This is a genomic window from Enterococcus sp. DIV0175 (assembly GCF_050529075.1).
GTDB classification, from domain to species: domain Bacteria; phylum Bacillota; class Bacilli; order Lactobacillales; family Enterococcaceae; genus Enterococcus_B; species Enterococcus_B thailandicus.
Genome location: NZ_CP172880.1, coordinates 976,403 through 994,028, shown reverse-complemented (window position 1 = coordinate 994,028; position 17,626 = coordinate 976,403). Strand labels below are relative to the sequence as shown.

General features: G+C 37.5%; 20 protein-coding genes. 2 read left to right on the top strand and 18 right to left on the bottom strand.

Features of this window, described 5'->3' with window-relative positions; genetic code table 11:
• Nucleotides 1–2 precede the first annotated feature (2 nt).
• Nucleotides 3–992 (bottom strand): UDP-glucose 4-epimerase GalE, encoded by a 990-nt coding sequence (gene galE / locus IGJ76_RS04830; protein WP_071868521.1) that lies wholly within the window; start codon nucleotides 990–992, stop codon nucleotides 3–5.
• A 255-nt stretch (nucleotides 993–1,247) separates the two neighbouring features.
• Between galE and IGJ76_RS04825 the strand changes: the two genes are divergently transcribed.
• Nucleotides 1,248–1,415 (top strand): DUF3042 family protein, encoded by a 168-nt coding sequence (locus IGJ76_RS04825; protein ID WP_067484184.1) that lies wholly within the window; start codon nucleotides 1,248–1,250, stop codon nucleotides 1,413–1,415.
• Between the two features lie 56 nt (nucleotides 1,416–1,471).
• On the opposite strand, the gene IGJ76_RS04820 is transcribed toward IGJ76_RS04825, so the two are convergent.
• The 10 genes from IGJ76_RS04820 to IGJ76_RS04775 form a co-directional block, all read right to left on the bottom strand.
• Nucleotides 1,472–3,304 (bottom strand): FAD/NAD(P)-binding protein, encoded by a 1,833-nt coding sequence (locus IGJ76_RS04820; protein ID WP_430596765.1) that lies wholly within the window; start codon nucleotides 3,302–3,304, stop codon nucleotides 1,472–1,474.
• Nucleotides 3,305–3,323: 19 nt separating this feature from the next.
• On the bottom strand, nucleotides 3,324–3,689 hold the full coding sequence (locus IGJ76_RS04815; protein WP_067484182.1) for a DUF488 domain-containing protein: 366 nt from the start codon (nucleotides 3,687–3,689) through the stop codon (nucleotides 3,324–3,326).
• Between the two features lie 120 nt (nucleotides 3,690–3,809).
• A complete protein-coding gene (locus IGJ76_RS04810) occupies nucleotides 3,810–4,202 on the bottom strand; it encodes a rhodanese-like domain-containing protein (RefSeq protein WP_067484181.1) in 393 nt (130 codons plus the stop codon).
• A 15-nt stretch (nucleotides 4,203–4,217) separates the two neighbouring features.
• Nucleotides 4,218–5,180, bottom strand: coding sequence for an ROK family glucokinase (locus tag IGJ76_RS04805; RefSeq protein WP_067484179.1), 963 nt, complete (start codon nucleotides 5,178–5,180; stop codon nucleotides 4,218–4,220).
• A complete protein-coding gene (locus IGJ76_RS04800; protein WP_067484177.1) occupies nucleotides 5,180–5,392 on the bottom strand; it encodes a YqgQ family protein in 213 nt (70 codons plus the stop codon). Before IGJ76_RS04800 ends, IGJ76_RS04805 begins: the two co-directional genes overlap by 1 nt.
• A gap of 20 nt (nucleotides 5,393–5,412) precedes the next feature.
• Nucleotides 5,413–6,111, bottom strand: a complete 699-nt coding sequence (locus IGJ76_RS04795) for a rhomboid family intramembrane serine protease (RefSeq protein ID WP_075491106.1) — start codon at nucleotides 6,109–6,111, stop codon at nucleotides 5,413–5,415.
• A 24-nt stretch (nucleotides 6,112–6,135) separates the two neighbouring features.
• Nucleotides 6,136–6,675 (bottom strand): 5-formyltetrahydrofolate cyclo-ligase, encoded by a 540-nt coding sequence (locus IGJ76_RS04790; RefSeq protein WP_071868525.1) that lies wholly within the window; start codon nucleotides 6,673–6,675, stop codon nucleotides 6,136–6,138.
• Between the two features lie 302 nt (nucleotides 6,676–6,977).
• Entirely contained in the window at nucleotides 6,978–7,967 is a 990-nt protein-coding gene (locus IGJ76_RS04785) for a FecCD family ABC transporter permease (RefSeq protein ID WP_430596764.1), read from the bottom strand.
• Entirely contained in the window at nucleotides 7,964–8,953 is a 990-nt protein-coding gene (locus IGJ76_RS04780) for a FecCD family ABC transporter permease (RefSeq protein WP_430596763.1), read from the bottom strand. Before IGJ76_RS04780 ends, IGJ76_RS04785 begins: the two co-directional genes overlap by 4 nt.
• Entirely contained in the window at nucleotides 8,950–9,780 is an 831-nt protein-coding gene (locus IGJ76_RS04775; protein WP_370629917.1) for an ABC transporter ATP-binding protein, read from the bottom strand. Before IGJ76_RS04775 ends, IGJ76_RS04780 begins: the two co-directional genes overlap by 4 nt.
• 139 nt (nucleotides 9,781–9,919) lie before the next feature.
• Here IGJ76_RS04775 and IGJ76_RS04770 point away from each other — a divergent pair, with 139 nt between their 5' ends.
• Nucleotides 9,920–10,876, top strand: a complete 957-nt coding sequence (locus IGJ76_RS04770; RefSeq protein WP_349703214.1) for an iron-hydroxamate ABC transporter substrate-binding protein — start codon at nucleotides 9,920–9,922, stop codon at nucleotides 10,874–10,876.
• A 163-nt stretch (nucleotides 10,877–11,039) separates the two neighbouring features.
• Here IGJ76_RS04770 and IGJ76_RS04765 read toward each other — a convergent pair whose 3' ends face one another.
• The 7 genes from IGJ76_RS04765 to IGJ76_RS04735 form a co-directional block, all read right to left on the bottom strand.
• Nucleotides 11,040–11,534, bottom strand: a complete 495-nt coding sequence (locus IGJ76_RS04765) for a dihydrofolate reductase (RefSeq protein WP_067484163.1) — start codon at nucleotides 11,532–11,534, stop codon at nucleotides 11,040–11,042.
• Between the two features lie 72 nt (nucleotides 11,535–11,606).
• Nucleotides 11,607–13,799, bottom strand: coding sequence for a lectin-like domain-containing protein (locus IGJ76_RS04760; RefSeq protein WP_413124526.1), 2,193 nt, complete (start codon nucleotides 13,797–13,799; stop codon nucleotides 11,607–11,609).
• On the bottom strand, nucleotides 13,796–14,542 hold the full coding sequence (locus IGJ76_RS04755; RefSeq protein ID WP_430596762.1) for an MSCRAMM family protein: 747 nt from the start codon (nucleotides 14,540–14,542) through the stop codon (nucleotides 13,796–13,798). The genes IGJ76_RS04760 and IGJ76_RS04755 overlap by 4 nt, the downstream gene beginning before the upstream one ends.
• Nucleotides 14,542–14,886 carry a hypothetical protein gene (locus IGJ76_RS04750; RefSeq protein ID WP_067484157.1) on the bottom strand — a complete coding sequence of 115 codons (345 nt, stop codon included), beginning with the start codon at nucleotides 14,884–14,886 and terminating at the stop codon, nucleotides 14,542–14,544. The genes IGJ76_RS04755 and IGJ76_RS04750 overlap by 1 nt, the downstream gene beginning before the upstream one ends.
• Nucleotides 14,876–16,345 carry a helix-turn-helix domain-containing protein gene (locus IGJ76_RS04745; protein ID WP_067484155.1) on the bottom strand — a complete coding sequence of 490 codons (1,470 nt, stop codon included), beginning with the start codon at nucleotides 16,343–16,345 and terminating at the stop codon, nucleotides 14,876–14,878. The genes IGJ76_RS04750 and IGJ76_RS04745 overlap by 11 nt, the downstream gene beginning before the upstream one ends.
• Before the next feature lie 120 nt (nucleotides 16,346–16,465).
• Nucleotides 16,466–17,347, bottom strand: coding sequence for a polysaccharide deacetylase family protein (locus IGJ76_RS04740; RefSeq protein ID WP_270346753.1), 882 nt, complete (start codon nucleotides 17,345–17,347; stop codon nucleotides 16,466–16,468).
• Nucleotides 17,344–17,625, bottom strand: a complete 282-nt coding sequence (locus tag IGJ76_RS04735) for a hypothetical protein (RefSeq protein WP_067484153.1) — start codon at nucleotides 17,623–17,625, stop codon at nucleotides 17,344–17,346. The genes IGJ76_RS04740 and IGJ76_RS04735 overlap by 4 nt, the downstream gene beginning before the upstream one ends.
• Between the last annotated feature and the right edge of the window lies 1 nt (nucleotide 17,626).

The following is a 17,626-nucleotide window of genomic DNA, read 5'->3' as shown; positions in this document are numbered from 1 at the left end:
TCCTATTCTTCATAGCCATGTGGATGACTTACATGCCAATCCCAAGCTGTTTTAATAATTGCTTTAACATCTGTATATGCTGGTTCCCAACCTAAGATCTCTTTTGCCTTTTGACTTGAAGCAACTAATGTACTTGGATCACCCGCACGACGAGGTGCAATTTTTGCTGGAATTTCTTTTCCAGTAACTTCGCGAGCTGCTTCAAGCATTTCTTTGACCGAATAACCATTGTTACTTCCCAAATTAAAGAAATTACTTTCATTTCCAGCTTTTAAATATTCTAAAGCTTTGATATGTGCAGCAATCAGGTCTTCTACTTGAACGTAATCACGAACGCAAGTCCCATCTGGTGTATCATAATCGTCACCATAAACTGCTAATTCTTCTCTTTGTCCTAATGCCACTTGTAAGATAATCGGTACTAAATGAGTCTCAGGTGTATGGTCTTCACCAATGCTTGCATCAGCCTTTGCACCTGCTACATTGAAATAGCGAAGAGCCACGTAACGCATTCCATACGCATTGTCACACCACTTCATCATTTTTTCCATCATCAATTTACTTTCCCCATAAGGATTTTTGGGATTAGTTGGTGTTTCTTCTGTAATTGGTGACATTTTGGGTTCACCGTATGTTGCTGCTGTTGATGAGAAAACAATTTGTTTTACATCAAATTCATGCATTACTTCAAGTAGGATTTGCATACCATAAACATTATTGTTGAAGTACATTAAAGGTTTTTCAACTGACTCACCTACTAAAGAACTTGCAGCAAAATGAATGACTCCTTCGATCGCTTCTTTTTCAAATACCGTTTGTAAAAATGCTTTATCTCGAATATCTCCTTCATAAAAACGTGCATCTGGGTGAACGGCTTGACGATGCCCTGTTAATAGATTATCAACAACCGCAACATCATACCCTTTTTGGATTAATTGATCGACTGCATGTGAGCCGATGTACCCCGCACCACCTAAAACTAAAATTGACATATTTAAACACTCCTTTATTGATAACTAACGCTCTTTTATCATCCATCCTTCATTGTACCAAAAGAACACGGAAGTTTCGAAACAGTTTTTAGTAATCACCAGCTTTTCCTATGATTTTATTTAGTAAATTTATAATAAAACATTTAGTAATTTTTTTCAATCGTTTTTGTAAAGGTTTCCAAATAAACGTCTAACTAGCCTTTTTTCTGTTTTTGTTTCATAATAGAGGTATCAAACAATTAAGAGGTGTTTTTAATGAAAAAATTTGTATCTGGATTATTAGTCGGAAGCTTAGCAACTGTTGCTGCTGTAGCAGGTGTTGTCGCTTCAGTTAAAAAAACTGTAATTGATCCAATCGATGAAAAAGAATCAATGATTGAAGAAAATCGTAAAAAAGCGATGCGTAAACGCGTTGCACGTTAATTAGTTATTTAAAAAAGGACAGCTAAGATGTCCAAGTCGCTTACGACTTGTTCATCTTAGCTGTCTTTTTTGTTTGTTTTCTCTTGCTTAGTTAACAAATGGCGAGCAATTGAATCTGCTTGCCTTAAATTCCAAGCATCTGTGTATGGACGTGCCACAGCAGCCGTCAACCAATCAACACCTTCTATTGGAATCCCATAACAATAAAAATTCGGAATCACTTTTCCATTTGCCCCTATAACTTGATTTGCATGGTTTACATCAATCGCACCTGAAAAATAATGTTCGTCAATTTCTGTTTTTTGATAAGAACGAATCAAACCATTTTTATTCAGACTTTGAATGACTGGATTTTTTGAATAAAACACACTATTAATCGGCAAATGAGCTTCAATCAAATAGCGACTATTGAGTTGCTTATTTTCTGTTTCAATCCAAAATCTTCCTCTGACTCGTTTGATTTCAAACGGCGGTTTTGTAATATGGAAAATATCGGCATCTATCAGCGCAGCAAGCTCTTTACTTCTTCTCAAAGGTGGACCAATGGTTAAAAAAGCATTCAGCGGTGTGAACCAAGACCACAATTGCTCACGATATTCTTCAACTGAAAAAATATCCCATGCGATTGCTTCACGAATTGGTTCACGCCAGTCTTTGATTGCATCTAAAGTTGAACTAAATGCACCTGTGTCATTTCCTTTTTCCGCCTCATTGATTTGCCATGCCAAAAAGGAACGAACCCCCTTTTCAAAATCATTAGGAAAAGCGGAAAGAGGATGTTCCAAGCTGTCCCATGACCAAATAAATGGTTCTAATTGCGGATAATTTGCCAAACATTCTTCTGTTGACTCTAGCAAAAACACTTGCTCAAATTCAACAGGATTGATTGCTAATTGTTGTTCCTCAATCGTTTTTTGATAATAAAATAATTCTACTTCTTTTTTGAACAAGTCAAAAAATCTTTTACCAGTCAATTCTCCTTTTCTCTGCCATTTTTTTAGATTTTCTGTTGTTAATAACTTGAGTCGAGCCATCGCGCCACCCTGTTTTTGGTTCTTGCCACGGGGATAATAGGGAACCCCACGACGTGACCCCGCGTAAATAACTGGCTCGTTTCCAGAAGGGTGATAAATAAACTGATTTTCTTTTTCTTCAAAACGTCCACCACGTCCAACTGTCAATAACCCAATATAGTCAAAAAATGCTAACCCTAATCCACGTAAAAGAATCGGTTCATTAGCAGGTATATCAGCAACTAAAACGTCTGCTGGATTACTTGGCGGTTGATAAAACAAATCATGTTGCTGCGCATAATCAGCAAGATCAATTTCTTCATTCATCAACTCATTTTCCCAATGGCCACTTGCCAACACCAATTGATCCACAAAAAACGTTGTATCATCTGTCGCTAAGTAAAAACCAGACTCCACTCGTGAAACACTATCAACAAGTGCGGGAACGAAAGTAATCACATTGGGATATTCCTTTTTGAGTTCCGTGAAAAACCATTGCTGATACAAACCATAAAGGCAACGTGTTGCATGTTCATCTTTTCCTAACTGCTCCATTTCTGCGAGAAAAAAAGATTGCTTGTTCAATGATTGTTCCTCAACGAAAGAGGGGCCCTCTTTTTTTGCCCATTGATAAAGATTAGGACCTGCAGAAACAACACCATCAGTCGAAAGCGTTGCATCTGTAAACAATGTTACCTGTTGTGAAACCGAGTTCATTAATAGGTCTGTCGATTGATCCACTCGCCAAACTCTTCCACCGGGACCAACTACATCAAATAAGTAAATTTGAAGTGATTGATTCGTTTGATTGTTGCGCAAAATTCTTTCTAACATGCTCAAGCCACGTGGACCTGCTCCGATAATGCCAATCTGCATCTTACACCTTCTCTTTATTTTAAACAGCTAGTTGTTGATCCAATCGTTTTTTCAACACTACTGCCTGATTTTCTGTTTCATCTTTTGCACCGTAGACAAGTGTCACTTGTTTTTCTTTTTGACAAATGGCCAGTAATTCTTGAAAAGCTTGGTGAGGAACTTCTTCATCTAACAATTCTTTTTGATAACGTTCAGAGAACTCAGGAAATTTTTCTGGGGTATGATTGTACCACTTTCTCAGCTCTGTGCTTGGCGCAACCTCTTTCAGCCATAAATCAAGTTTTGCTTCTGCTTTAGAAACACCTCTTGGCCAAATACGATCAACCAGAACCCGAAAACCATCTGTTTCTTCTGCTTTTTGATAAGCTCGCTTCAATTGAATCATGTTCTTTGCTCCTTTCCTTTCACTCTTTATTTTAGCGAAAAACACGCTAGAGTACAAAAATAAAAAAGGATCGAGTAACCAGCTTTCTGCTAGTTTCTCGATCCTTTAAGAAATAGTCAATTAAACTTTTTTACTTTTGATTTTACCAGACCAGCCATCATAGCCACCTTTTAAAATATAAAGTTCTTTAAAGCCTTCTTTACGTAATTTGTTAGCTGTTCGAATGCTCAAGCTTTTTCTTTGATCGTAAATATAGACAGGTTGGTCTTTACGAATTGAGCCTAAAGAATTTTTTAATACTGTATAAGGAATATTTCGTGCACCTAAAATATGGCCAGCATCAAAAACATCCTTTTCTCTGACATCAATGATTTGCGCTTTACGCATTCCTTCACGAAACTCTTCTTCTTCTAACATTTTTGCTGAACGTTTTGCCATGATACGTAAGTATGCTTCCCAAAATACAATCGCCAGAATAATTGCGATCAAAAAAATATTAATCCAAAAAAACATGAGTTGCCTCCATCTTTACGCAAATTTCAAGGCTAATGATGCAGCACCAATGACGCCTGCTTCATTACCAAGCTCTGCTAATTTAATTTTTGTTGATTCTCTTACTTGTGGGAAAGTGAATTCCATAAAGTATTTTTCCACACGACTACGCAAAAATTCGCCTGCTGCAGATACGCCGCCGCCTAAAACGATACTTGAAGGATTCAATGTATTTCCTAGGTTTCCACATGCTAATCCTAGGTAGAAACAAACACGATCCACAACCATCAATGCAAAGGGATCGCCGCCTTCTGCTAATTCGAAGATGTCTTTACTCGTTACTTCTTCGCCATTATCAAGCATTGCTTTAAGTGTTGAATCACCTGCATATTCTTCCGCCAAGAAACGGCCCAAACGCACCACACCCGTTGCACTTGAAACAGTTTCTAAACAGCCACGTTTTCCACATGTACATTCAAAACCATTTGGATCAACTGTGATATGGCCAATTTCGCCACCGGCGCCAGCAGCACCATGTACAAGATTGCCAGCAGCAACGATTCCGCCACCAACACCAGTTCCCAATGTGACGAAAACAACATCAGGATCGTTTTCTCCAGCACCTTTCCAGCGTTCACCTAGAGCAGCAACATTGGCATCATTATCAACTGCAAACTTAATTCCAGTACCTGCTTGGATTTGTTCTCTCACTGGTTGTAGTTCTGTCCAGTTCAAGTTATACGCGCCAATAACGGTTCCAGCTTCGCTATCGACACTTCCCGGAGTTCCCATACCAATACCGATAAAGTCTTCCACTTTCATGTTATATAAGTTTAAACGATGATTGATTGATTCAATGATTTCAGGGACAATATGTACACCCTCATCTAAAATATTGGTATCAATACTCCATTTTTGTTGAATTTCACCTTCTGGAGTCATAATTGCAAATTTTGCAGTCGTTCCACCTAAATCAATTCCAATAATTTTCTTGTCCATTACACGTTTCCTTTCTTTCGGCTTTCTTCTATTCGGTGCTCTCTTTTCAGAATGCGCCATGCCGTCATGTACGTATCATGATCAATCAAGCGATTGTCATATAACGTTCTTAATTCAATCGTCATCAACTCTATATCATAAATTCGTGAGCCGACATAGATGATGATGCCAAATTTTTTGAATAGCTGTTGTACGTCATACAAGCTTTCCATGTTAAAGCACTTCCTTCACATTATACAAGTAAACCATACTTTTTTAAACCCACTAACAAACAAATTACTAAAAGAAAAATAAAAATCATTCCAGAAATAATTCGTTGATGAATCGAAAAGTTTCCTCTTTGTTCGGGCAAACCCAAGATATTTCCTAACAGTAGTCCGCCGAGAACTCCGCCAACATGTCCCCAGATATCAACCGATGTATCAAATCCACCAAAGACTAAGCTTAAAACGATAAATAACGAGAACTGTCTCACCATCTGTGTAATTGCAGGGTTATTTCGAAAATGGAATCCTAAAATCACAAAAGCACCAAACATCCCAAATAAGGACGTGCTCGCTCCTGCAGATAACACGCCTACTTGGTTCAACGCAAAACTAGCTAAATTACCAGCTACGCCACTCAATAAATAAATGAGGAAGAAACGCCAATGTCCGTAAATCGTTTCGATTTGCGAACCCATAAAGTAAAGTGTTACAGAGTTAACTGCAAAGTGCATCAGACCAAAATGAATAAAGATGGGAGTAATCAAGCGCCACCACTCATGATAGTATGCAAAGAAAGGACCATACATTCCGCCAAATGATTCTATTTTTAACTCTGGAAACAGGTACATCAATACAAATACAATTGTTTGAATCCCTAAAAAAATATAGGTCCAGATTGGTTTTTTCAACCAAAATTGAATTTTTCGTTTTTGTTGATAATCCATGAAAACCTCCTATTAGTAATAAAATTAATCAATAAACAATTGTTGAATTTTTTGATCAAATGATTCTGGCAACCACGCATCATTCAACTGTTCAGTAAAGACTAAGCTCGCTGTTTGGTTTGGATATTGCTGTAAATAGCGATCATAATAACCACCACCAAAACCAATTCGATAACCCGATTTCGTAAAGACCAAGCCAGGCACAATTAATAAATCGATTTGTTCAGGTAAAAAAAGGCGTGAATTTGTCGGCTCTAAGACACCAAAACTAGACCGTTCTAGCATCGTTTCATCTGTCAATTCATAAAAAGCCATTTGACGCTTTGGCAATGTTTTCGGAATCACGATTTGTTTATGCAGTTGCTTTGCATAGTGGATAACAGGTTCTGTTGCTACCTCGAATTCATTTGCTAAAGTTATCCCAATCGTTTGTGCGTTTTGAAATGCTGAACTCGAAAATAGTTTTTGATGGATCCGTCGTTCTTTTTCTACTTTTTCATTTGAAGCTAGTTCTTTTAATGTTTGAACGCCTGCTTGACGTAATTGTGCTTTCGTTTGATTCACTCATCCAACCTACCTTCCTTGATAGCATGGTATCGAAAAATGAATAAAATAGCAATGCTGTTGCGAGGGAATAACGTTCATTTTCAAAAAGAAAAAGAGTTCAAGATGAATGCTTGAACTCTTCGTTTTAGATTTTTTGAAGGGAAAGGGTTGATATTGGACTCTCTATTCGCTACTTCCCGAATAGATAAAAAAATATTTTTGATTGTTGTTCATTTTTTCTGAAGCCCAACCTTTTGTGCCACAACCTTATTTACGGTGTTCCCCAAGCAACTCCTCACTATAGCTTGGAGCCACAACCTTTAAGCTTGCTTTTGAAACAATAAATAAAGAAAATACGGCGCACCGATTAACGCAATCAAAATTCCTGTCGGGATTTCACCACTTGGAAGGATGACACGCGCAATAATATCAGCTACGTTCACCAATAACGCCCCAAACAAACCACTTAGTACAAAAGTCCAATGGTTCTCTTTTTTAACAATTGTTTTTGCAACATGCGGCGCCAACAAACCGACAAAGGATAAACTACCTGCAACAGCAACACTAGCACAAGCTAATCCCACTGCCAGAATTAATAGCACCCGTTGACTTCTTCGGACATGTAAGCCTAAACTCTGTGCACGTTCTTGTCCAAAAGAAAGTAGCCCAATCTGTTGACTATAATAAAAAGCAAGTGGCAAAAGAAAAACGGCCCATGGAAGCAATGCCCAAACATAAGGCCAACTAGCACCCCAAATAGATCCTGCCAACCAAGCATTTACAAAACCGTAATTTTCTTTTGAGATTTTGATCGTCACTAGCAAAGTCATCGCCGATAGCCCAGCGTTTACAGCAATTCCCGAAAGTAAAATTCGGTTCATTTTCAACATACCGCTTTTAGTATAGGAAGTAAGATACACACAAAGAGCAGCCAACAAGCCACCTAGGCAAGCCGCAAAAGGTAATAGGAAAGTTGCTGCAGCTTGTGAAAAGAAACCTAAATAAAGCATGACGAAATAGCCAGCTCCTGCATTGATTCCTAAAATACTGGCATCTGCCAGCTCATTTCTAGTAACTCCTTGCAGTAAGTACCCAGAAACACCCAGACACATTCCCGCCAAGAGACTAACTGCCAACCGTGGAAAACGAAATTCTTGTACGATTAGCTGTGTAATTGGCGACGCAGTTCCAGTAATCCCATCAATCACTTGTTGAATAGATAATAGTGGTGTCCCAATCATCAAGCTAAGTAAAACACTAATGAACAAGCAGAACAGCAAGAAGGTAATCAGCCATCGTAATTTTTTCATCCCTCTTCCCTCCTAACTTGAACAAGCAAGAATGGCACACCGATCAAAGCAATAATCAAGCCAAAAGGTGTTTCAAATGGTGGATTGATCATTCGTGCCACCAAATCTGCTACCATTACTAAGCATCCTCCCGCTAAAAAAGAACCAGGTAGAACGTAACGATAATCTGAACCTACTACTCCACGAATCAACGGTGGTACTAATAAACCAATAAATGAAACGGGTCCCACAAGTGCCACAGCAGTTGCAGATAAAATCGCCACCATTCCAAAAGAGATAAGGCGCGTTCTTCGTGGGTTTCCACCAAGTGCTACAGCATGTGATTCACTTAAATTAACCAAAGAGATTGATTTACCTAGCAAGCAAGCGCAAATTGAAGCAATTAAGTAAACAGGTAACAAAACTGTCAATTGTCGCCAAGTGATATTCGCCGCTCCTCCAACAAACCAAAAAGCTAAGTCTTGTTGCAAATTAAATAATTGTGTTAGCGCTTGACTAATTGCAGTAAAAAATGAGCTAATCGCCACCCCAGCTAAAATTAGCTGAACTGGATTGATTCCCATTTTGGAAAATTTGAGAAAGCCAAACACCAAAATCGTCACTGCTAATGCCCCAACCAGAGAAATCAAAAACGTTTGAAAAGATGAAACAGCTGGTAAGAAAGCAAAACTAATTGCCATAGCTAAAGAGGCACCTGCATTGATTCCCAATAACCCAGAATCTGCCAATGGATTACGCGTCACGCCTTGCATCAATGCCCCGCTTAAAGCAAAGCTGCTGCCAACGACAAACGCACCTAACACTCGAGGTAATCGAATCGTTCGTAAAATTTGTTGTGCTTGATTCGCTGAATCAAATTGAACAACAGATAACCATAAGTCTTTCAACGTTACCTCTGCTACACCATTTGCGACAGCTAGTAAAAAAAGTATCATACTTACTACTATAAGCAGCCAAATAAAACGACTCTTCTTTCTACTCGTCATTGATTTACCTCCTGTCGTGAAAGTAAATCGTAAGTTAGAAAGACTGGCTTGTCAGAATCAGGCAAATGAACGATTTGTGCATCAATTTCAAAAATTTCTCGCATCCATTCTTTTGTAATTACTTCTTTTGGTGAACCTTCAACCAATAATTGACCAGCTTTCAATCCTAATAAATAATCTGAAAAACGAGATGCATGATTGATATCATGAATGGACATCAAAATCGTCGTTTGTTTTACGCGATTGATTTCTTCTAATAAATGTAGAATTTCTAATTGATGTGCAGGATCTAAAAAAGTAATTGGTTCATCTAAAATCAAAATGTCTGTTTCTTGCGCCAATGCCATGGCAATCCACACACGTTGCGCTTGTCCACCTGACAGAGTAGCAATCTCTCGTGTTTTTAAAGTATCTAAGCTAGTTGCTTCTAGCGCCCATTGAATCGCTTCTTGGTCTTCTACAGTCAAACCACTAAATGGCTTTTGATAAGGATATCTACCATAAGAAACAATTTCTTCCACGGTCATTCCCAACGGATGATCACTACTTTGTGCCAGTAAAGCAATTTTTTGTGCCAATTCTTTTGAACTATATGTAGAAATTTCAGAATCATTCACAATAATTTTCCCCTTTTTCACAGGAAGGATTCGTGTGAAGCTTTTTAATAATGTCGATTTTCCGCTCCCATTTGGCCCAATCAAACTAGTAATCTTGCCTTCAGGAATTTTTACTGATAAGGCATCAATAATTTGCTTTTTGGGATACCCTGCTGCAATATCGACTGCTTCGATTTTTGCCATTTCACCCATCCTTTCGTTGAAAATCATTCTCAATTATGACGCTACTTCACAAATTCGTCAAGCACAAGTTTTCTTTAGCTTTCACTAAAAAATTGGTTGACAGTGCTTTAATTATCAGGAATAATAGCATCTGAGAATGATTCTCAATTATTCTAGGAGGAAGAAAATGAAACGAAAAGCAAAGTTTTTCACAATCTCAACGACTCTATTATTAATTGGTTTATTAGGAGCTTGCTCCACAGCAAATAAAACGACAGACACAACAAATTCGACAACTACAGCAAAAAGCAATGGCACGCACACCGTGACAGATACTTTAGACAATAAAGTAACAATTCCCAATCAACCAAAACGGATTATTGGAAGCTACTTGGAAGACTATCTAATTGCACTAGATGAAAAACCTGTTGCGCAATGGACCGTTGGTAGTGGATCAATCCAGGATTATTTACAAGATGATCTGAAAGATATTCCAACGATTTCGTATGACTTACCTTACGAAAAAGTTTTAAGTTTTGAACCTGATTTACTTCTGATATCTTCTTCGGCAACTGTTGAAGGTGGAAAATATGAACAATACAGTAAAATTGCTCCTACTTATGTGGTTACAAATGGTAGCGATGTAACTTGGGAAGAGCAATTAAAAGATGTGGGTAAAGCTTTGGCAAAAGAAGACCAAGCAAAAGAAATCATCAGTGAATACCAAGCTTCTGCCAAAAAAATCAAAACGGAATTAGCCGATAAAATCGCTGGTAAAACAGCAGCTGTTTTATGGGTAACAAATAATTCTGCCTTTATGGTGAGCGAAAATCGCTCAAGTGGTCGTATTGTTTACGGCGATTTAGGTTTTGGTGTCCCTAGCTTAGTTAAAGAGATCTCTAAAGATGCTACTTCAGACTGGTCTGCTGTTTCTTCAGAAAAATTAGCTGAGTTAGATGCCGATTATTTAATTTTGGTCAACAGTGATCAAGGCGCTGCAATGTTTGAAGAACCTGCCTGGAAAAATCTGAAAGCAGTCAAAGAAAATCATTTGCTCGAATTTGGTCCAGAATCTAGTTGGTTGTACAACGGTCCAATTGCTAGCCAAGAAATGTTGAACGATCTTGCTGAAAAATTAAACTAAAAAAATTCTGAAACATTAAAGAGAGCGAGACAAAACTAAAATCCAGTCGTTCTTAACATATTTTCAATTAAAAAAGCCTAAAATCAGCGTTTTCAAAACGAATTTTAGGCTTTTTTTCTATTTAAGCTATTTTTGTCCCAAACTCTTTTATTAATACCTTCGCTTAGTCTTTTCGCACCCATTTTTGGAAACGATGTGGGTAGCGATTTTCTTCATCTAAAATCCCCACGTGTTCTTCGGCTAACGTGAAATCGGAAAAGTCGATTTCACCAATATACGTGTCGCCCTCAAATTCTTCGTCAATCAATGTTCGCCATATAATGCCTGTTTCTGGTAATAATTCTCGAAAAATTTGACTACCACCAGAAACATAAATATCTTCTGTTACTTGTTGACTGTAGGCTAACACTTCTTCAATTGAATGCATAACTTCCGCATTTTCTGCAACTTTGAGGTCTGGTCGGGTTGTTAAAACAATAATATGACGATAAGGCAGACTTAATTTTCCCATACCTTCATATGTTTTTCGTCCCATCACTAAAATTCGATCCATTGTATGCTCCCGAAAAAAACGCATATCATTTGGTAATTTCCACGGTAATAAACCATCTTTCCCAATCAAACCGTTACGATCTTGTGCCCACATTGAAATAAACAAATTATCCGCTCCTTTAGCTAACTTTCTCATTCTACCAAGAAGCATACACAATTTTTCGTAAAAAAACTACTCTCACTCTTTTGGAGTCCCCCATTGATCTGGGGTCGTAACAATTTTCATTTGGATTTCTTGCGCGACTAAATAATGATAACTTCCGTCTTTCTCATCAAAAAGAAATCGTACAATTGCATCTTTCTGCTCAAAATGACCAATATTCTCGATTGGGTCTCCATGATAACTACCACTAACATCTGTTGCCACTAATTGGTCCAGTTCATTTTGAAAAGAAACTGCAGGTGCTTCAAGAATATCTGTTCCAAATTTAATCTTGGTGATCCATTCAATTGTAGCTCCATTGAGACTTTTTTTATCCGCCTTCACTACGACATTTTGTGTCAGTTGTGTTGGAATCAATTTTTGATTGAGCAACGTGATTGTTTCGACTAAGTGTTGACTCGATAATTCAAAATGTACCGTTTGAGTTGCTCGTACAAAACCAAATTTTGCTTTTGTTTGACGTAGTTCATACGTTCCAAACGGAAGATTCGTCAGCGTTAACGGTTCATTTAAAGCTAAGGCTAGTTGCTGAACCTGACCTGTTTGAGTATTAAATAATTCAAATGAACCTTCTTGGATTGGTTCACCATTGATTTTTTTCAGTTGGATAGTTAGTTGCGTCACTTTTTTTAGTGGCAACTGGCTAATTATCGGATTACTTTGGGGAAGTAACTCTTCGTGTATAGTTGATGAACTTGATTCGATCACCACTGTTTGATTGTCTTTTTCTGCTATGATTTCACTTGTTGTTGAACTCGCTGATCTAGTTGATTCCGTTGTGAGCGAATTAATCATTAATGAACTTGATTCTTGAGACTCTGCTTCTTTAAAATTATCATCATCAGATGTTTTGGCTGTTTCTGGTTCTTTTGCATTTTGCACTGGCACTTCTAACAGCTGACTACCTTGAATCCAAATAGTTGTTTCCTTATCGATAATCTGATAACCAGTTGGTGCTTTTTCCTGGACTAATGTATATTTTCCAATTGGTAGCTTTGTAAGTTCAAACATGCCTTGTTCATTTGTCAAAAGATTCTTTTTCAGAATTTTTCCAGAATCATCCATCAGATGAAAGCGACCACCAGATAATTTCTGTTTCACATCTGCTCGGTTGGTTAGCGTTACCTTCAAGTTACCCAAAATAGGTTGATTTTCCACGTCTAGTTGTTGCGTTAATTGCTCTTCTGTTATGGAAAAAGTCCTGTTTGTTGTCTTTTCATATCCTGTTGGCGTTGTTACTTGACTCACCTGATAAGTTCCAAGAGGAAGCTTTGGCACACTTGCTTTTCCATTCTCATCTGTCGTAATTGTTTCGATCAATTTTCCTGTTGTGACATCGTGAATCTCAAATTGGCCACCAGCAAGTGGTTGGTTCGTTTCTTGATCTGTCAACTGTAGATTGAACTGTCCTGTTACGATAGCTGGTTTGGTTACAAAAGAACGAACTTTTATTTTCTGATGATTGACATTCACACCTGTTGAGCCACTGAATGCGACTGCATAATTTTCCTGTAGCGGCAAGACTTGTTTCCATGTCAGCCACCCCCGATTGGAATGAAAGCGAATCGTTAGTTCCTTGCTCATCGCATCATAATCAGCAACAAACGAATGGAATTGCCCATCAACATCTGCTGGCGCATCTTGATTGTTCGCTAAATATTGAACAGAGTCTTGAATCATAACTGTTATAGGATTGGAAACTAAAAACGCACCAAATGGTTGATTTCTTCCTAAGATCCGTTCAACGTTTTCAGGTGGTTCCTCGTATTCTTCACTACGGTTCCAAAACGTGTCTAATTTAAATGCTTGAACGCCTGCTAATCCTAAAACACCGATACCATTCCCTGGTTTTCCGATGGCTGATGGCACATCCGTATGAAGCGCAAGCGCAACCCCATCTCCCCCACCTTCTACATCTGTTTTATCACCTAAATTTACTTCGGCTTCTAAATGAAAAGAGGTGGTAGCTGGTAATTTTTTGTTCAACGAAACATTTCCAGCTTGTAATCGCCTATTAGGGGTTAACGAAATAATTTCAGTTACTGGATCATAAGAAGCTGATCCTTGTAATGAAAAATAATCCTGCAAGTTTTCTGATCCTATGGCCAAGGGTTCATCATAAAGGTTTTCAGCTGCGAAAGCCGTGCAGCCAAAAACAGTTGAAGCAACCAAACTGGTCAAGAAAACAAGTTTTTTCATTCTTATCATTTTGCTTCACCCCCTATCGTAAATGCCAATTTTCTTGAATCTATTTGGTATTCTTTTGGTGCGTTTGTTTCTACAAAATAATACTCACCTTTCGTTAAGCCGTCGACAGCTAGTTGTCCATATTGATTCGTTTCAAGCTTTTTTCGTAACACTTTTTCATCTTGATAAAGTGTAAATGCTACGCCAGCAAGTGGCTCATTCTCGTCTGTGATTTTTGTTAATAAAATCGTATTTTCTTTTTGCTGATTGGTAAAAATCCGTTGAATGACTGTTTGATTTTCAATAACTAATTCGACTGTTTCTTCCGAAAGTTCATAGCCAAGAGGAGCTTTCACTTGGCGGATTACATACTGGCCTTTTGCCAATTTAGTCAGCGAAACTTGTCCCGTTTCATCAGCAGTTAATTTCTGCGTTTCGCCATTTTCAGCTTTTGCTTCATAAACAGCTCCTGGAATTGCTTTTCCCGAAGACTGGTCGACAGTTAAAAGTTCTTTTGAATAGGTTTCTTTTTTCAAGGACTTGCGGTACATCGTGATAAAGGCTTTATTAGAGAGAACTTTTTGACCATCACCTAAATCAAGTTGTGCTTGATTTCCATAAACTTGTTTTTCTACTACAGATTGCGCGCTTGTCTGTCGATTTATTTTTTGCGTGGTGCTTGTAGCAGTCACTAATAAAAGCGGGCTGAACAAACTTACGGCCCCCAACATTAGCGAAACCCCTTGATAAATCGTGCGTTTCATTATTCTTGCCTCATTCCATAAACCAAGCTTCCACTCAATCGAGCCATTCGCTGGCCAATCAAGGTTTGACTTGCGCCTCCGCCTGAAGGTACCTGCGGATTCTTTTCCATAGCCGAAATTCGATTTTCCAGCATTGTCAATTCATTTCTTTTTATCCGGCGATGATTTTTAAAAACGACTGTCTCTCCGTTATTTTCCACCTGAATATCATTCACTAGGCTTTCTTTTGACAACTCAATTTTCTTGTCCCGGATTGGTTGATCGACCAGCCCACTCAAAATAACACTTTGATACAGACAAGTCGTTGCTAACATACCACTAACTATTAAGGATTTAACTTTCATTTTCATTCCTCACTTTAATTACCATCTCGCCAAACAACAACCAATCATGATCACTTGGTGGATTTTTCCAGATAATCTGCGGACAGTTCAACTTATCAATCAACAAATCACTAACATATAGTTGTGTCTGATTGTTGACCTTTTTTTGAACCTCAATATTCAAGTTTTGAAAAGCTAAAATATTTTCCGCAATGAATTTTGTATACGCTGATCCTCTCGAAAAATCCACACAAACGTAAACTTTATCAGATAAATACTTTTGTGGAATAACCGAAATAATGGCGAAAATATAATCATAATACAGACTACCATTCGTCAATAATCCTTGATCGTAAATCTTACTATTTTTTGCTAATTCAACAAATTTCTTAGCCACTTGATGAAATTGTGGATATAATTCAGCGAAGAAACGCTCTTGATCCTCTGAAATAAATGTCAGTCGAGAATGATTGGCAAATGCCAACTTAAAATTTGTTAGTTCCAAAACCTGCTGTAGTTCTACGATTTTTTCTGTTTTTCGTTCCGTTGATAAAACAAGCTTCAACGTTTGAAATAAATAATCGACCTGTAAGGTAGTCAACTCAGTTAAATTTTGGTTCCATCTAATTGTTTTTTGCTGTGTCGTTAGTGAAAGACATTCCTCGCTTAATAAAAAAACCAAAAGCCATAGTTGTTCATTTTCTTGTTTTTCTTCTGGAATCACAGTGATCTTTTGCAATTTATTTTGAACAAGTACAAGCTGTTGTCGAATTTCTTTTGCATAGACATCTTCAAATTCAATTTCAACTGTATTCACATAACTTCGTTTTGATAAGCGTAAGAGTGTAATGCTCAAAAACAATTCTAATTTAGCAATCCGAGTCATAATCATTTCTAAATTCAAGGTGTGGATGATTACCTCCAACACTTCATGTGTCTTTTGCCGAAGTGAAGACTCAAATGGTGATTCTAAGCCATTGAAAAAATAATAGTAAATATCAAAAATTTCTCGCCGAACCTTGGCTTCATCTCCAACTAACGTTCCTTCATTGATTTGAATACCACCTGGTGCCAAAATATCTTCTAGTTCACTTTTGATCAGATATGCTTTTGAACGACTCAAAAAATGTTTTTGTGAAAACTTTTCTGGTGTGGATCCAAATTGAACCATTTCGTGAAAGAGCAAAAACAAATCAGATTGCTTCAAATAATAAAGTTGTAACTGCCGAATCACTTCATTGGAAAGGTCTGGAATATCGATTTCACCTTTCGATAATCGCACAACTTTGGCATTAGTTGCTGCAACTAATGCCTGTTCAAGTTCAGCAATATACTTATTCACTTTAAACTTTGAGATTCCTAGTAACTCAACTAACAGTTCAACTGAAGTGAATTGCCCCTTACGCATGTCAAATATGCGTAAGATATCGAGTTGGTACCGAGCTGAATCGCTGAGTAAATCTAATTTGTTAATCGTCATAACACCCTCCTGAATTTTCCTGCATCTTAATATAACGCTTTTTAGTTAACTCCTTTCTCTTTTTTGTTTGTACGAGAAACTCGCTAAGAAGTATCAGCTTCATTATTTTTTGCAATTTTTTTAATTTGTATCGTTATCTAGCCAATGTAATAATGTCGGCCAATTTTCTTTAGTGACTATCAATCGCGGCATGTCAGTAGTCAACGTTTCATTCGTAACAACACCAGTTTCTAAACTGAAGATACCCTTGATTTGATTTTGACTCATGTAGTCTGTTAGTCGTTTGTTTTTTGCCCCGTAAGGATAAGCAAAATAATCAGCTTGATACCCAAGTTCCTGTTTAAAGATTTCTTGACTTTTTTTATAGTCATCAATCATTGTTTTTTTTGGTAAGTTAGTCGACAATACGGGTTTTCCTTTTTCTTGATAATGTAAATCATTGGTATGCACGCCAAATGTGGCTAAGGGCGAAGCCGCCAACTTTTTTATCTGTGACCAACTAGCCATCTGCGAGCCAGAAAGATTATTTCCAGTCTCGCCTGTAATCACAAAAGCGGTGAAGGGGAACTTCTCTTTCTCTAAAACTGGAAAAGCGTTATTTGGTAACGTAACATCGATATCATCAAATGTAATCACCACATTTCGCCCAGTTAACTCTTTCTTTGCACGTTTTTCGAGTAATTGATCCATTGTTAAAACAGGTACTTTTCTTTCCTTTAAGTCCTGCATTTGTTGAGTAAAATCACTCAATGGTACATTAAATTGATGAAGTTGGGTATTTTTTGACATTTTTGAAACTGCCTCAACCACAAAATTATCTGCTAGTACACGATGATAACATAAAACGATCACTCCATCTTCATCTGATAAAGGAGCATAAGAAAAACCAGTACTCACTTCACTTTCCACTAGTTGTTTTGTCTGGTTAAAAAGTAGAAAACTAACAACACCAATCAGACAAAAGCTCAATAAACTGGTAAGTAATCGATTCACTCGTTTCATTGCGTACCTCCTGTTGTTTTCAGTGCGACGATTCCAATCAAAATTGGCACAATAAAAATCGCCAGTAAAGCAAAAATAAGATGCAAAATATCTGTTATTTGGGTCAACGGAAAGTCAACCAATAAAAAAATGGCGCCAATAGCATCAGAATAATAACCTAACAATGAACAAAACATCAAAAACAATAACGCTAAAAATAACCACCACGCAATCAATAAATACATTGTCGAAAGTAAATTACGCGTAAACATCTTTTTTCGAATAATCAAATGATCCATT

Bases quoted from the DNA above. Each gene is read 5' to 3' on its own strand.
- IGJ76_RS04795 (WP_075491106.1), bottom strand. From the start codon at position 6,111: ATGGATTATCAACAAAAACGAAAAATTCAATTTTGGTTGAAAAAACCA.
- galE (WP_071868521.1), bottom strand. From the start codon at position 992: ATGTCAATTTTAGTTTTAGGTGGTGCGGGGTACATCGGCTCACATGCA.
- IGJ76_RS04755 (WP_430596762.1), bottom strand. From the start codon at position 14,542: ATGAAACGCACGATTTATCAAGGGGTTTCGCTAATGTTGGGGGCCGTA.
- IGJ76_RS04820 (WP_430596765.1), bottom strand. From the start codon at position 3,304: ATGCAGATTGGCATTATCGGAGCAGGTCCACGTGGCTTGAGCATGTTA.
- IGJ76_RS04810 (WP_067484181.1), bottom strand. From the start codon at position 4,202: ATGTTTTTTTGGATTAATATTTTTTTGATCGCAATTATTCTGGCGATT.
- IGJ76_RS04750 (WP_067484157.1), bottom strand. From the start codon at position 14,886: ATGAAAGTTAAATCCTTAATAGTTAGTGGTATGTTAGCAACGACTTGT.
- IGJ76_RS04825 (WP_067484184.1), top strand. From the start codon at position 1,248: ATGAAAAAATTTGTATCTGGATTATTAGTCGGAAGCTTAGCAACTGTT.
- IGJ76_RS04775 (WP_370629917.1), bottom strand. From the start codon at position 9,780: ATGATTTTCAACGAAAGGATGGGTGAAATGGCAAAAATCGAAGCAGTC.
- IGJ76_RS04770 (WP_349703214.1), top strand. From the start codon at position 9,920: ATGAAACGAAAAGCAAAGTTTTTCACAATCTCAACGACTCTATTATTA.
- IGJ76_RS04785 (WP_430596764.1), bottom strand. From the start codon at position 7,967: ATGAAAAAATTACGATGGCTGATTACCTTCTTGCTGTTCTGCTTGTTC.
- IGJ76_RS04740 (WP_270346753.1), bottom strand. From the start codon at position 17,347: ATGAAACGAGTGAATCGATTACTTACCAGTTTATTGAGCTTTTGTCTG.
- IGJ76_RS04815 (WP_067484182.1), bottom strand. From the start codon at position 3,689: ATGATTCAATTGAAGCGAGCTTATCAAAAAGCAGAAGAAACAGATGGT.
- IGJ76_RS04805 (WP_067484179.1), bottom strand. From the start codon at position 5,180: ATGGACAAGAAAATTATTGGAATTGATTTAGGTGGAACGACTGCAAAA.
- IGJ76_RS04745 (WP_067484155.1), bottom strand. From the start codon at position 16,345: ATGACGATTAACAAATTAGATTTACTCAGCGATTCAGCTCGGTACCAA.
- IGJ76_RS04780 (WP_430596763.1), bottom strand. From the start codon at position 8,953: ATGACGAGTAGAAAGAAGAGTCGTTTTATTTGGCTGCTTATAGTAGTA.
- IGJ76_RS04760 (WP_413124526.1), bottom strand. From the start codon at position 13,799: ATGATAAGAATGAAAAAACTTGTTTTCTTGACCAGTTTGGTTGCTTCA.
- IGJ76_RS04735 (WP_067484153.1), bottom strand. From the start codon at position 17,625: ATGGATCATTTGATTATTCGAAAAAAGATGTTTACGCGTAATTTACTT.
- IGJ76_RS04800 (WP_067484177.1), bottom strand. From the start codon at position 5,392: ATGGAAAGCTTGTATGACGTACAACAGCTATTCAAAAAATTTGGCATC.